This is a genomic window from Actinomadura latina NBRC 106108 (assembly GCF_001552195.1).
Classification (GTDB): Bacteria; Actinomycetota; Actinomycetes; order Streptosporangiales; family Streptosporangiaceae; genus Spirillospora; species Spirillospora latina.
The window spans coordinates 108,942-121,906 of record NZ_BCQS01000035.1 but is presented as its reverse complement, the minus strand read 5'-3'; the positions used below and the strand labels follow the sequence as shown (position 1 = coordinate 121,906).

Below are 12,965 nucleotides of genomic sequence, written 5' to 3'. Positions count from 1 at the left end.
TCCGAAGCACCCGCACCTCGCAGGACCCCTCAGTCGCGCTGGGGAGCCGAACTGCGCGGACACCGAGAATTCGTGACCCGCTGCCGGGACGAAACCCATTTCCCCGCTGGTCGAGCATCTGCCGATTCGCACCTCATGCACACTGTCGGGCGTGCCGCGCAGCAGTTTGAGACTGTGCCAACTCTGCTGAGACCGGACAGCGGGAGGTCCATCACTCGGGAGCGGGCCATTCCTCGGCCAGGAGCGCGTATGAGAGACCGTCGAGCCATCCCTTGGTGCGGTGGAGAGAGTCTCTCACCGTGTGCTGTTCGCGGCGCATCCCCACCCGCTCCATCAGCCGCCACGAAGGTTCGTTGTCGTAGAAACAGTCCGCGTGCAGACGGCGCAGGCCAAGACTCCCGAAGGAGATGTCGATGAGGGCGCGTACCGCTTCAGTGGCGTAGCCCTTGCCGCCGTACGAGGGATCCAACGTCCACCCAAGCTCTCCTTGGACGCCCTTCGCCTGGTCAGCGACCTCCTCCTGGGCCCAAGCGTCCTGGACCTGCAGCGTCAGATCGCCGATCACCCGGCCGTCCAGTTCGACGATGAGCAGGTCTGCGAGCAGACCCTCGCGGAGAAAACGCTTGCGATAGTCGTCGTACGTTGCCGGTGCGGCCAGGACCCATTCGTGAGTCTCGGTCTTGGTGACAGCGTGGTGGCAAATGATTGAAGGCCGGTCTAGGATTTCTCCTAAACCGGCCTCTGACCTGGCATTCCTGGGTGGAGCTGAGGGGATTTGAACCCCTGACCCCCTCGATGCGAACGAGGTGCGCTACCGGACTGCGCCACAGCCCCAAGGACTCCGTAAGGTTAGCAAACATCGGAGGGTACTCGCGCACCGGTTACTCGCCGACGGCGCGGCGGTCGTCGGCGTACTGGTCGAAGACCTCGTCGAGGGTGATCAGGTCGATGACCTCGGCGGGTTCGGCGGCCTCGGCCTCGGCGGCGCGGCGGGCCTCCAGGGCTCGGGCGCGGGCCGCGGCGCGGGCCTGGGCGGCGGCGCGGCGGTGGGCGATGTCCATGCCGACGGCGACGCGGAGCAGCGCCAGGTGGCCGGCCAGCAGGGCGGCCGGGGGCAGGGTGACCCACCAGGGCGCGACCCCGGACGCGACGACGGCGACGGCGGTGAAGACCAGGGCGGTCAGGCCCGTGGTGCGGCGGCGGCGGCGGGCGATGACGGCAGCACGGGTCACCCGGCGGCGGGGCCGGGGCTCCGGGGCCTCCTCGGGAAGCGTTTCCTCCTCCACGTCCTCGTCGGGACGCTTGTGGAGGAGGCGGGAGATTCCGGTCGTCTCGGTGTCGCGGCGCAGCCACATGGGCACGAGGACGACCGCCCAGACGGCGACGATGGCGAGATACAGGACCGCGCTGCTCACCGGCCCCACCGTCCCAGGGCACGCTTAACAGGCGGGCCGACTTTCGGCGCGCGAACGTGCAATGGGAGCAGGGTCACGCCCCGCACGGTACGAGGGGGTGTCAGAGGTTGACGAGCATAAGGGGCGGTGTGTCGCGAGATCGATCTCGCCGTTACTCTCCGTTTGCCAGGCCTTCTCGATCGCAGGATTCTTACGGAGGGAAAGTCACGGGCGGCTCATGCGCGCCGGGGAAATGCCTGTTTGCGCTCGGCGAGCCAGCGTGCGCGCAGGCCACCGGGCACGTCCTCGACGGTGAGGGCGTAGCAGATGTGGTCGCGCCAGGCCCCGTCGATGTGCAGGTGGCGGCGCCGAATTCCCTCTTCCCGGAATCCGAGCTTTTCGACGACGCGGCGGCTCGCGGTGTTCTCCGGACGGATATTGGCTTCGAGCCGGTGGAGGCCGACGGTGAAGAAACAGTGGTCGACGGCGAGCGCGACGGCGGTCGGAATGACGCCGCGTCCGGCGACCCGTTTGTCGACCCAGTAGCCGATCTGCGCGGAGCGGGCGGAGCCCCAGACGACCGCGCCGATGGTGAGCTGACCGGCGAACTCGTCCTCGTGGGTGACGACCCAGGGAAGCGCGAGACCCTGCCTGGCCTCCCGGCGCATGGTGTGGACCATGCTGACGTACGGTCCGAGGCCGCTGCGGAACAGCGGCGTCTCGGGGTTGGTGGGCTCCCACGGGCGGAGCCAGTCGGCGTTGCGGACCCGCAGTTCTCGCCAGACGGCGGCATCGCGATGCCGCAGCGGGCGCAGCCCGACGGGACCCTCGGTCAGGGTGACCGGCCATCCCCGTAAACGTTCCACGGTTCCATGATTCCCTGGTCGGACGTCTGGACGCCATCAATTGTCGCCGAGAATTCGGGCACGCGGGACGATCGCGCCCTGTTTCATCACCCGGGTGACGCGGAGATCGTCGTCCAGGACGGCCAGGTCGGCGTCCTTGCCGGGTTCCAGGGAGCCGGTGCGGGCGTCGATGCCGAGCGCGCGTGCCGGGGTGAGGGACGCGGCGCGCGCGGCGTCCTCGATCGGCAGGCCGACGTCGGTGACGGCGCGGCGGAAGGCGTCCGCCATCGTGATCGTGCTGCCGGCGATGGACGTCCCGCCCGCGAGCGTGGCGCGGCCGTCGCGGACCTCGACGTCCATGACGCCCAGGCGGTAGTCACCGTCGCCCATGCCGGCGGCGGCCATGGCGTCGGTGATCAGGGCGACGCGGGGTCCGGCTGCGGCGAAGGCGAGGCGGGCCACGGCTGGCTCCACGTGGACGCCGTCGTTGATCAGCTCGACGGTGACGCGGGGGTCGTCGAGCGCGGCGGCGATCGGCCCACCCTCGCGGTGGTGCAGCGGACGCATCGCGTTGAACAGGTGCGTCGCGACGCGCGCGCCCGCGTCGAACGCGGCTTGGACGGTGCCGCCGGTGGCGTCGGTGTGGCCGACTGCCGCGATGACGCCCGCGTCCGCGGCCTCCCGGACGAGGTCGAGGGCGCCCGGCAGTTCGGGGGCAAGGGTGATCATGCGGAGGTGCCCTCGTCCGAGACGGGCGAGCCGGCGGAACTCGGCGAGGTCGGGGGCGCGCAGCAGCGCCGGGTCGTGGGCGCCGCAGCGGTCCCGGGCGAGGTAGGGGCCTTCGAGGTGGATGCCGGCGATCACTCCGCCGGCGGCGAGGTCCGCCAGGGCTGTCACGGCGTCCGCGAGTTCGTGCGGGTCGCCGGTGACCAGGCTGGCCATCGTGGTCGTGGTGCCGTGGGCCAGGTGGAAGGACGCGGCGCCATGGGCCTGCTCGGGACGCTGGTAGGACGCGCCCGCTCCGCCGTGGACGTGCATGTCCACGAAGCCGGGGACGACGTACCGTCCGGCGAGGTCGATCTCGTCGCCGGACGCAGCCTTCGTGATCTTGCCGTCCGCGATGTGGAGGTTTCCGTGGTGGACGCCGTCCGGGAGCACGATGCGGGCGTTGGTGAGGATCGTCCCGCGAGCTGGCTCATCGTCCAGTTTCGGCATGGAATCCTCTCGATGCGCGCATATGATCGTTGCTGATTGTTCCACGGCCGGAATGCGCAGGTAAGGCCAGGGGCGCGCAGGGCTAGAATCCTCGGATGACCTTCGCCCCGGGCACTCCCTCGCCCGCACGAAAGGGGGCCGGCGTGACCCGGCACGAGCGCTGGAACGCGCTGCTCGAACTGCTCGCGGACGCGGGCAGGCTGACGGTCGAGGACGCGTCCCTGCGCATGGGGGTGTCGGCCGCGACGATCCGCCGCGACTTCGACCAGCTCGCGCAGCAGCAGATGCTGACCCGCACCCGCGGCGGCGCCGTCGCGCAGAGCGTCAGCTACGACCTGCCGCTGCGCTACAAGGCGGCGCGGCACGCGTCCGAGAAGCAGCGGATAGCGGCGGCGACCGCCGAGCTGGCCAAACCGGGGTCGATCATCGGGCTGAACGGCGGGACGACGACGTCCGAGGTGGCCCGGGTCCTCGCCACGCGCGCCGACCTGCACGCCGAGGGGTCGACGCCGGCGCTGACGATCGTGACGAACGCGCTGAACATCGGCAACGAGCTGGCCGTCCGGCCGCATGTGAAGATCGTCCTGACCGGCGGGGTGCCGCGGCCGCAGTCCTACGAGCTGACCGGGCCGCTCGCGACCGGGATCTTCGACCACGTGACGCTGGACGTGGCGATCATCGGGGTGAACGGGGTGGACGCGCGGCACGGCGCGACCTGCCACAACGAGGGCGAGGCCGACGTGAACCGGCTGATGGCCGAGCGCGCCGACCAGGTGGTCGTGGTGGCGGACGGCTCGAAGGTCGGGCATCGCGCTTTCGCCCGCATCTGCGACGTCGGCGACATCGACGTCCTGGTGACGGACGGGACGGTGCCGGACGCGGAGGTGGCCGCGTTCACCGAAGCCGGCGTCCGCGTCATCCAGGCTTAGCGGACCGTCGGCTTTTCCACAGAACGGCGTTCTGCTTCCTCTTGGGCGGGAGGGGGTTGACCATGGGTGATAACGGGTCCGCCCCCGGGTGGGAGGGGCCTGCTTTTCTCAAGTTCCTGGTTCCCGGGGCGCGGGGTTCGCGTTCTGGTTCCCGGGGCGCGCGGGGTTCGCGTCCTGGTTCAGGGGCTGGGGTGGTCGCCGCCGCCCAGCTGGTCGACTGCGTGGGCCAGGACGCCCGCCAGGACGGTCATGCCGTCGCGGACGCCGCCGGTCGAGCCGGGGAGGTTCACGATGAGGGTGCGGCCCGCTACGCCGGCCAGGCCGCGGGAGAGGATCGCGGCGGGTACCTTGTCGCGGCCCTCCAGGCGAATGGCTTCCGCTATGCCAGGTATCTCCCATTCGAGAACCCGGCGGGTCATTTCGGGAGTCTGGTCGGTCGGGGTGAGGCCCGTCCCACCGGACGTCACGACGACGTCGTAGCCGGCGGCGACCGCGTCCCGCAGTGTCTCGGCGACCGGATCGCCGTCCGGGATCACCACCGGGCCGTCCACCTGGCAGCCGAGGTCTTCCAGCATCTCGACCAGGACGGGTCCGGATCTGTCCGCGTAGATGCCCGCCGAGGCCCGGTTCGAGACCGTGACCGCCATCGCCCTGATCAACGCCGCCACACCCCCGTCTTGCCGCCGGTCTTCTCCTCGACCCGGACGTCGGTGATCACGGCGGCCGGGTCGACGGCCTTCACCATGTCGATGAGGGCGAGCGCGGCGACGCTGACGGACGTGAGCGCCTCCATCTCGACGCCGGTGCGGTCGGCCGTGCGGGCCACGACTTCGATCGCGACGCCGTCGTCCCTGGTCTCCAGGTCGACCGTGACGCCGTGCAGCGCGATGGGGTGGCACAGGGGGACGAGGTCGGGAACGCGCTTCGCCCCCATGATCCCGGCGATGCGGGCCACGGACAGGGCGTCGCCCTTGGGGATGTCACCGGCGCGCAGCAGGGCGACGCACTCGGGCGACAGGCGGACGAAGCCCGTCGCCGTCGCCGTCCGGGCGGAGACGTCCTTCGCCGACACGTCGACCATGCGGGCCGATCCGGTGTCGTCCAGGTGGGTGAACTCTGTCAAGACGGCAACCTCAGAACGTTGACGTGGGAACCGGCCGGCACGGTCTCGACGTCCTCCGGAACCTCGATGAGCGCGTTCGCCGCGGAGAGCGAGCCGAGCTGGTGCGAGCCCTGCACCTCGGCCGCGGTGACGCTGTAACCGCGATCGAACGACAGCTTGCCGCGCAGATAGTGGCGAAGCCCTGCGGGCGACGTGACGTCCTCGGCCAGGACGGCGCTCACGGTCGGCAATGGTTCCGGCGCCAGCCCCTGCATGGCGAGCAGTGCGGGCCGGACGAAGACCTGGAACGACACGTAGGCGCTTACCGGGTTGCCAGGCAGCGTGAACACGGGCGTGCCTTCGAGGAGGCCGAACCCCTGCGGCTTGCCGGGACGCATCCGCACCTTGTGGAAGCCCACTGTCCCGGTGCCGGTCAGCACTTCCTTGACGACGTCCCTGGTGCCCATGGACACGCCGCCGGTCGTGACGATGGCGTCGGCCCGGACGAGCTGGTCGTGGAGCATCTCCAGAACCTTGCCCGGCTCGTCCTCGACCGTCGCCTGCCGGAAACCCACTCCGCCCGCCTCGACCACGGCGGCGGTGAGCATGAACGAGTTCGACTCCCAGATCTGGCCGGGGGCCAGGGTAGAGCCGGGCTCGCGCAGTTCGTCGCCCGTGGCCACGACCACCACGCGGGGTTTCGGGCGCACCCTCACCCGGGGACGTCCCACCGCCGCGATCATGCCGAGCTGGGGCGCGGTCAGCCGCGTGCCCGCCTCGGCGACGACCTGGCCCGCGAGGACGTCCTCGCCGGAGCGGCGGATGTAGTTGCCCGGCGGGGCCGCGCGGAAGACGCGCACGTTGGCGTTCCCGCCGTCCGTCCACTCGACCGGGATGACCGCGTCGGCGCCGGCGGGCAGCGGCGCGCCCGTCATGATCCGCGCGGTCAGGCCGGGCGCGATCGCCGCGACGCCGGTGTCGCCCGCGACGATGTCGCCGACCACGGGCAGCGTCACCGGGGCCGCGTCGGTGGCCGCCGCGATGTCGGCGGCGACGACGGCGTAGCCGTCCATCGCGGAGTTGTCGAACGGCGGCAGCGGCACCGGCGCGGACACGGGCTCGGCGAGCACCGTGCCCTGCGCCTCCAGCAGCGCCAGGTCGAGCGGCGGCAGCGCCCGCACGCTGCCGAGGATCTCCGTCAGATGCTCATCGACCGTTCTCATGACCACGCTCCCAGTCTGGCGTGTCGTCACGCGCCGCCCGCGTCCCCCACGCCGTCCTGCTTCTGGACGAACTCGCGCAGCCACGGGATGAACTCCGCCGCCAGGTCGGGACGTTCCGCCGCGAACTGGACGACCGTCCGCAGGTACTCCAGCTTGTTGCCGGTGTCGTAGCGGCGGCCCCGGAACTTCACGCCGTAGACGCCGCCGCCCTGGTCGGCGGGCGTGTCGGCGAGGGTGCGCAGCGCGTCGGTCAGCTGGATCTCGCCGCCGCGCCCGGGCGGGGTCTTCTCCAGGACGTCGAACACGGCGGGGTCGCAGACGTACCGGCCGATGATGATCCAGTTGCTCGGCGCCTCCTCGGCGGCGGGCTTCTCGACGAGGTCGGAGATGCGGACGACGTCATCCTCGTCCGTCGCCTCGATGGCCGCGCACCCGTAGGCGGAGACCTGGTCGGGCTCGACCTCCATCAGCGCGACGACGCTGCCGCCGTACTGGCCCCGCACCTCGATCATGCGGCGCAGCAGCTTGTCGCGGGCGTCGATCATGTCGTCGCCGAGCAGCACCGCGAACGGCTCCCGGCCGACGTGCTGGCGGGCGCAGTGCACGGCGTGCCCGAGCCCCTTCGGCTCCCCCTGCCGGACGTAGTGCATGATCGCGAGGTCGCTGGACTCGTGCACCGCCTCCAGCCGCTCCTCGTCCCCCTTCGCGCGCAGCGCCTCCTCGAGCTCGTAGGCTCGGTCGAAGTGGTCCTCGATGGACCGCTTGCTGCGCCCGGTGATCATCAGGACGTCGCTGAGGCCGGCGTCGACCGCCTCCTCGACGACGTACTGGATCGCCGGTTTGTCGACGATGGGCAGCATTTCCTTGGGAGTCGCCTTGGTGGCGGGCAAGAATCGGGTACCGAGGCCGGCCGCCGGGACGACCGCCTTGAGCACAGGTGCAATGTCGGCCATGTACCGACCCTAGCCATCCGTGAGGACGACAGCGTGCACGACATCGTTTCGAAGACCGATCTCCGGGCGGAAATGCTCGGACGGCGTGCGGCGATGCCGCCGGAGGCCCGTTCGGGGGCGGCGCGGCCGATCCGCGACGCGCTGCTGACCGCCCCGGAGGTGGAGATGGCGGGGACGATCGCGGCATACGTCTCGATCGGCGACGAGCCCGACACCCGCAGCCTGCTGTTCGCGCTGTGGAAGCGCGGCACGTACGTGCTGCTCCCCCGCATCCTCCCGGACGGCGATCTCGACTGGGCGTCCTACGAGGGCCCCGACTCGCTCGTCCCGGGGCCGCGCGGCTGCCTGGAGCCGTCCGAGCCGCCGCGCGGGCCGGGCGCCGTCGCCGGCGCGGACGTCGTCCTGACCCCGGCGGTCGCCGTCGACCGGACGGGCGTGCGCCTCGGCCGCGGCGGCGGCTCCTACGACCGGGCGCTGGCGCGCGTCGGCCCGGCGATCCTGACGGTCGCGCTGCTGTACGACGGCGAGTTGGTGGAGACGCTGCCGGCCGAGCCGCACGACCAGCGCGTCCGCGCCGCCGTCACGCCGTCCGGCGGCCTGGTGCGGCTGGGCTGACGAAGACCGGGGGCCGATCGTCGGTCCGGTCACAGCAGAACCTGATCGCGGCGGTGCGCGACGACGCCACCGCGGCGGTCCAGGGACGGGACGTGCGAAATATCGTCAACGGGGTAAAACCGCAGGTCATACGTCGGTAGGTGGAGTTTCCGACATGTCGTTCCTCAACTGGAAATGCGCGATCGGCCGGTGAATCTGTAGGATCTCTAAACGTTCAACTTTGACGACCCCGAAGGGTGGGATGTGCATCTCGACATCTGGCTACTCCTCGGGGCCACGCTCGTACTCTGCGCCATCATCGCGGTCAGGCTGTCCCACAAGGCGGGACTCCCGACCCTGCTGGCGTACATGGGCCTCGGCCTGTTCATCGGCGAGTCCGGCCCCCTCCACATCCGCTTCGACAACGCCGAGCTGGCCGAGACGCTCGGCCTCGCCGCCCTCGTCCTGATCCTCTACGAGGGCGGCATCACCACCGACTGGCGGCGCATGCGGCCGTCCGTGCCCGTCGCGATCAGCGTGTCCACCCTCGGCACGCTGATCAGCATCGGCGTGGTGGCGGTCGCCGCCATGTGGCTCGTCGGCATGGACTGGCGGCCCGCGTTCCTGCTCGGCGCCGTGCTCGCGCCGACCGACGCGGCGGCCGTGTTCTCGGTGCTCCGGCGGCTGCCCCTGCCCTCGCGGCTGATGGGCCTCCTGGAGGGCGAGTCGGGCTTCAACGACGCCCCCGTCGTCATCATCGTGGTCACGCTCAGCGCCCACAGCACCGCGCCCAACCTGGCCGAACTGCTCGGCGTGATGGTGTACGAGCTGGCCGCGGGCGCCGTCATCGGCGTCGCGATCGGCTGGCTCGGCGCACAAGCGCTGCGCCGCATCGCCCTGCCCGCCTCCGGCCTCTACCCCATCGCGGTGCTGTCGCTGGCCACCGGCTCCTACGGCGCGGCCTCGCTGCTGCACTCCAGCGGGTTCCTCGCCGTCTACGTCAGCGCCGTCGTCCTCGGGAACTCCCGGCTCCCGCACCGGCCCGCCACCCGCGGTTTCGCCGAAGGCGTCGGCTGGCTGGCGCAGATCGGGCTGTTCGTGATGCTCGGGCTGCTGGCCGACCCCGGCGACCTCCCCGGGCAGATCGTGCCCGCGCTCATCATCGGGTTCGTGCTGCTGCTCATCGCGCGTCCGGTATCGGTGGGGCTGTCCACGATCGGGTTCAGGCTGACGTGGGGCGAGAAGATCTTCACGTCCTGGGCCGGGCTGCGGGGTGCGGTCCCGATCGTCCTCGCGACCATCCCGATGGTCGCGGACGTCCCGAGCGCCGACCGGCTGTTCGCGATCGTCTTCAACATCGTGGTTCTGTTCACCCTGCTCCAGGGCCCCACGCTGCCGCTGGTCGCGCGCTGGTGCCGGCTGGAAGGCGACGAACAGGCCCGCGAGCTGGACGTGGAGGCGGCACCGCTGGAGGAGCTGCACGCCGACCTGCTGGAGGTCCGGATCCCGGCCGACTCGATGCTGAGCGGCGTGGAGATCTTCGAGCTGCGGCTGCCGCCCGGCGCGTCCGTCACCCTCGTCGTGCGGGACGGGTCGAGCTTCGTCCCCGAGCCCACCACGCCCCTCCAGTCGGGCGACACCCTCCTGGTCGTGACCACCGAAGCCGTGCGGGAGACCACCGAACGCCGGCTGCGCGCGGTCAGCCGCAAGGGCAGGCTCGCCGGCTGGTTCGGCGAGACCGGCGCCTGACCTTCCCGGACGGTTCCCTGACCGGTCAGGGAACAGGCCGGGGGCGAATCGTGTTCCACACGTGGGTACCATTAGCAGTCGTTCAGAGTGAGTGCCAGTCCGGACTCCGCCGGGCTGAGTCAGCTAGGAGGAACCGTGCCGACGTATCAGTACGTTTGCACCGAGTGCGGCGAGCCTCTGGAGATCGTGCAGAAGTTCAGCGACGACGCGCTGACCGACTGCCCGGCGTGCAGCGGCAGGCTCCGCAAGGTCTTCTCCGCGGCGGGGATCATCTTCAAGGGGTCGGGCTTCTACCGCACCGACAGCCGCGGCTCCGGCAAGTCGTCCTCGACCGCGGGCGTCTCGTCCAACGGCTCGTCGAACGGCTCGTCCGGCGACTCCGGCAGCTCGGCCCCGTCGTCTTCGTCGTCTTCGTCCGGCGACTCGTCGTCCTCGTCCGGCGACTCCTCGTCGTCCGGCAAGTCGTCCGGCAAGTCGTCCTCGTCGGAAAAGGTCGCCTGACCTCCTAGGACTTCCCTTCGCCAGCCGGGGGATCCCGCCAGCGGATCCTCCGGCCTTCGGCATGCCCGGACGCGGACTACATCTCAAGACGTAGATCCCGATCCTCTCCTGCCCCGAACGAAGTAGCCGCGGTCACTTCTCACGCCGGACGCGCGGGCCCATCCCGCTGGCGACGATGAGAGGGCGGGGAGCAGGCCCCGGCCTCTCCCGCTCGCACCGCCGCGGAAATTCGAGATAGTACTTGACATCCTCTCGACAACCGAGAGACTATGCGGCGAACGCGACATATCTCGATATCGGCCTTCAGGAGAGGATCATGAGCGCACCAACCCCGGCCCCACCGAGGCCGCCGGTCCACCGGCTGGCGGGACTGATCGCCGGACGGCGCAGCAAATGGGCCGTCCTGGCCGTCTGGGTCGCCCTGCTCGTGGCCCTCGGCCCGCTCGCCGGCAAACTCGGCGACGTCGAGGAGAACGACGCGGCTGCCTGGCTGCCCGCCGGCGCCGAGTCCACGCAGATCGTCGAACTGGAGGACCAGTTCCGCAAGGACGAGACGATGCCCGCCGTCATCGTCTACGAGCGTTCCGGCGGGCTCACCCAGGCGGACCGTGCCAAGGCCGCCTCGGACGTCACCGCGCTGCAGGACCTGCCCGGAGCGCAGAAGGTGCAGGGGCCGTTCGCGTCCAAGGACGGCAAGGCACTCCAGACGCTCGTGCCTCTCACGGACGAGGACCTCACCGGGGCCGTCGACAGCGCGCGTGACCTCGCCAAGCGCGGACCTCCCGGACTGACCGCGCACGTCACCGGCCCCGCCGGCAGCGGCGCCGACATGTTCGAGGTCTTCGAGAGCCTGGACGGCTTCCTGCTCATGGCAGCGGGCCTCGTCGTCATCGTTCTGCTGCTCTTCATCTACCGCAGCCCCATCCTGTGGTTCGTCCCCGTACTGAGCGCCGTCTTCGCCCTGGGGCTGGCCCAGTCGACGGTGTATCTGCTCGCCAAGTACGCGGACCTCACCGTCAACGGGCAGAGCGCGGGAATCCTGACCGTTCTCGTTTTCGGGGTCGCGACCGACTACGCCTTGCTGCTCGTAGCCCGCTACCGGGAGGAACTCCACCGCCACGAGGACCGGCACGAGGCCATGGCGTTCGCGCTGCGCCGCGCGGCGCCCGCCATCGTCGCGTCCGCCGCCACCGTCGCGGTCGGGCTGCTGTGCCTGCTGCTCGCCGACATGAACTCCACCTCCGGCCTGGGTCCGGTGGCCGCCGCCGGGGTCATCACCGCTCTCGCCGCCATGACCACCCTGCTGCCGGCCCTCCTGGTCATCTTCGGCCGCTGGCTGTTCTGGCCGCTCGTCCCCCGGTTCGACGAGAAGTACCTCAAGCCGGAGGCGTACGAGGCCGAGCACAGCGTGTGGAGCCGTGTGGCCGGTCTGGTGGGCAGGCGCCCGCGCGCGCTCTGGGCCGTCACCATGCTGGGCTTGATCGTCCTCACACTGGGGCTGGGGTCGCTCAAGACGGACGGCCTGTCGGACGCGGGACAGTTCACCGGCAAACCCGACTCCGTGAAGGGCTCCGCGGTCGTCGCCCGGCACTTCGCGGCCGGATCGGGCTCGCCCGCCGTCATCATCGGCCGGGCCACCGCGTCCGACCAGATCGCCCAGACCGTGCGGGGGACGCCCGGCATCGCCGAAGTCGGCGCACCCATGACCGTGAACGGGCTGGTCAAGTACGAGGCGGTGCTGAAGGACCCGGCCGACAGCGAAGCCGCCCGCACGACCATCGACCGGCTGCGGACCGCCGTCCACGACGTCCCGTCCGCGGACGGGAAGGTCGGCGGCATGACCGCGACGTCGCTGGACATCAAGCGCGCCTCCGCCCGCGACAACAAGGTCATCATCCCGATCGTGCTGGCCGTGGTGTTCCTGATCCTCACCGCGCTGCTGCGCGCCGCCGTCGCGCCGCTGCTGATGATCGGCACCGTCGTGCTGTCGTTCCTGGCCTCCCTCGGCGCCTGCGCAGTGATCTTCCAGAACGGCTTCGGGTTCGAGGGCACCGACGCCGGCTTCCCACTGCTGGCGTTCATCTTCCTGGTCGCGCTGGGGGTCGACTACAACATCTTCCTGATGCACCGCGTCCGGGAGGAGTCGCAGACGCTCGGCACCCGCCGCGGCATCCGGCGCGGCCTCACCGTGACCGGCGGCGTGATCACCTCGGCCGGGCTGGTGCTGGCGGCCACGTTCGCGTCCATGGTCACGCTGCCGCTGGTCGGCATGGTCGAGATGGGCTTCGTGGTCGCGTTCGGCGTCCTGCTGGACACGCTCGTCGTCCGGTCCCTGCTGCTCCCGGCGCTGTCGCACGACATCGGGCGGCGGATCTGGGCGCCGGGGCGCCTGGCGAAGAAGGAGCCGGCCGCCGAGCCCAAGGTCCTGGACCCGGTCGGCTGAGCGAACGCCCGGCTCCG

13 protein-coding genes and 1 tRNA gene are annotated in these 12,965 nt (G+C 70.8%); 5 read left to right on the top strand and 9 right to left on the bottom strand.

Annotated elements, in window-relative coordinates; translation table 11 throughout:
• Positions 1-211 precede the first annotated feature (211 nt).
• From AL2_RS31820 to nagA, 5 genes are all read right to left on the bottom strand, one after another.
• The gene (locus AL2_RS31820; protein ID WP_281181639.1) at positions 212-703 is read right to left on the bottom strand and encodes a GNAT family N-acetyltransferase; all 492 of its coding nucleotides are present in this window, start codon (positions 701-703) and stop codon (positions 212-214) included.
• Between the two features lie 57 nt (positions 704-760).
• A tRNA-Ala gene (locus AL2_RS31815) sits at positions 761-834 on the bottom strand.
• Between the two features lie 47 nt (positions 835-881).
• On the bottom strand, positions 882-1,415 hold the full coding sequence (locus AL2_RS31810; RefSeq protein WP_067640216.1) for a SepX/GlpR family protein: 534 nt from the start codon (positions 1,413-1,415) through the stop codon (positions 882-884).
• 215 nt (positions 1,416-1,630) lie between these two features.
• On the bottom strand, positions 1,631-2,260 hold the full coding sequence (locus AL2_RS31805; protein WP_067640214.1) for a GNAT family N-acetyltransferase: 630 nt from the start codon (positions 2,258-2,260) through the stop codon (positions 1,631-1,633).
• Positions 2,261-2,296: 36 nt separating this feature from the next.
• The gene (gene nagA, locus AL2_RS31800; protein ID WP_067640212.1) at positions 2,297-3,454 is read right to left on the bottom strand and encodes an N-acetylglucosamine-6-phosphate deacetylase; all 1,158 of its coding nucleotides are present in this window, start codon (positions 3,452-3,454) and stop codon (positions 2,297-2,299) included.
• A gap of 95 nt (positions 3,455-3,549) precedes the next feature.
• Between nagA and AL2_RS31795 the strand changes: the two genes are divergently transcribed.
• A complete protein-coding gene (locus AL2_RS31795; RefSeq protein ID WP_210748325.1) occupies positions 3,550-4,383 on the top strand; it encodes a DeoR/GlpR family DNA-binding transcription regulator in 834 nt (277 codons plus the stop codon).
• Positions 4,384-4,562: 179 nt separating this feature from the next.
• Here AL2_RS31795 and AL2_RS31790 read toward each other — a convergent pair whose 3' ends face one another.
• From AL2_RS31790 to galU, 4 genes are read right to left on the bottom strand one after another with little or no spacing between them, the layout of a single operon-like run.
• Positions 4,563-5,030 (bottom strand): MogA/MoaB family molybdenum cofactor biosynthesis protein, encoded by a 468-nt coding sequence (locus AL2_RS31790; RefSeq protein ID WP_067640247.1) that lies wholly within the window; start codon positions 5,028-5,030, stop codon positions 4,563-4,565.
• 8 nt (positions 5,031-5,038) lie between these two features.
• The gene (gene moaC, locus AL2_RS31785) at positions 5,039-5,506 is read right to left on the bottom strand and encodes a cyclic pyranopterin monophosphate synthase MoaC (RefSeq protein ID WP_067640208.1); all 468 of its coding nucleotides are present in this window, start codon (positions 5,504-5,506) and stop codon (positions 5,039-5,041) included.
• Positions 5,503-6,708: a molybdotransferase-like divisome protein Glp gene (glp, locus tag AL2_RS31780; RefSeq protein WP_067640206.1), complete on the bottom strand. Its 1,206-nt coding sequence runs from the start codon at positions 6,706-6,708 to the stop codon at positions 5,503-5,505. The genes moaC and glp overlap by 4 nt, the downstream gene beginning before the upstream one ends.
• Before the next feature lie 26 nt (positions 6,709-6,734).
• Positions 6,735-7,661, bottom strand: coding sequence for a UTP--glucose-1-phosphate uridylyltransferase GalU (gene galU / locus AL2_RS31775; protein ID WP_067640204.1), 927 nt, complete (start codon positions 7,659-7,661; stop codon positions 6,735-6,737).
• Positions 7,662-7,694: 33 nt separating this feature from the next.
• On the opposite strand from galU, the gene AL2_RS31770 reads away from it, so the two are divergent.
• The 4 genes from AL2_RS31770 (at position 7,695) to AL2_RS31755 (ending at position 12,948) form a co-directional block, all read left to right on the top strand.
• Positions 7,695-8,276, top strand: a complete 582-nt coding sequence (locus AL2_RS31770) for a 5-formyltetrahydrofolate cyclo-ligase (protein WP_083947096.1) — start codon at positions 7,695-7,697, stop codon at positions 8,274-8,276.
• 243 nt (positions 8,277-8,519) lie between these two features.
• Positions 8,520-10,004 carry a potassium/proton antiporter gene (locus AL2_RS31765; protein WP_067640202.1) on the top strand — a complete coding sequence of 495 codons (1,485 nt, stop codon included), beginning with the start codon at positions 8,520-8,522 and terminating at the stop codon, positions 10,002-10,004.
• 135 nt (positions 10,005-10,139) lie between these two features.
• The gene (locus tag AL2_RS31760; protein WP_067640200.1) at positions 10,140-10,505 is read left to right on the top strand and encodes an FmdB family zinc ribbon protein; all 366 of its coding nucleotides are present in this window, start codon (positions 10,140-10,142) and stop codon (positions 10,503-10,505) included.
• A 316-nt stretch (positions 10,506-10,821) separates the two neighbouring features.
• A complete protein-coding gene (locus AL2_RS31755) occupies positions 10,822-12,948 on the top strand; it encodes an MMPL family transporter (RefSeq protein WP_067640198.1) in 2,127 nt (708 codons plus the stop codon).
• Positions 12,949-12,965 lie beyond the last annotated feature (17 nt).

What these genes read in the sequence shown, in the direction of transcription:
- nagA (WP_067640212.1), bottom strand. Translation starts at nt 3,454, where the DNA reads ATGCCGAAACTGGACGATGAGCCAGCTCGCGGGACGATCCTCACCAAC.
- AL2_RS31795 (WP_210748325.1), top strand. Translation starts at nt 3,550, where the DNA reads ATGACCTTCGCCCCGGGCACTCCCTCGCCCGCACGAAAGGGGGCCGGC.
- AL2_RS31790 (WP_067640247.1), bottom strand. Translation starts at nt 5,030, where the DNA reads ATGGCGGTCACGGTCTCGAACCGGGCCTCGGCGGGCATCTACGCGGAC.
- glp (WP_067640206.1), bottom strand. Translation starts at nt 6,708, where the DNA reads ATGAGAACGGTCGATGAGCATCTGACGGAGATCCTCGGCAGCGTGCGG.
- galU (WP_067640204.1), bottom strand. Translation starts at nt 7,661, where the DNA reads ATGGCCGACATTGCACCTGTGCTCAAGGCGGTCGTCCCGGCGGCCGGC.
- AL2_RS31755 (WP_067640198.1), top strand. Translation starts at nt 10,822, where the DNA reads ATGAGCGCACCAACCCCGGCCCCACCGAGGCCGCCGGTCCACCGGCTG.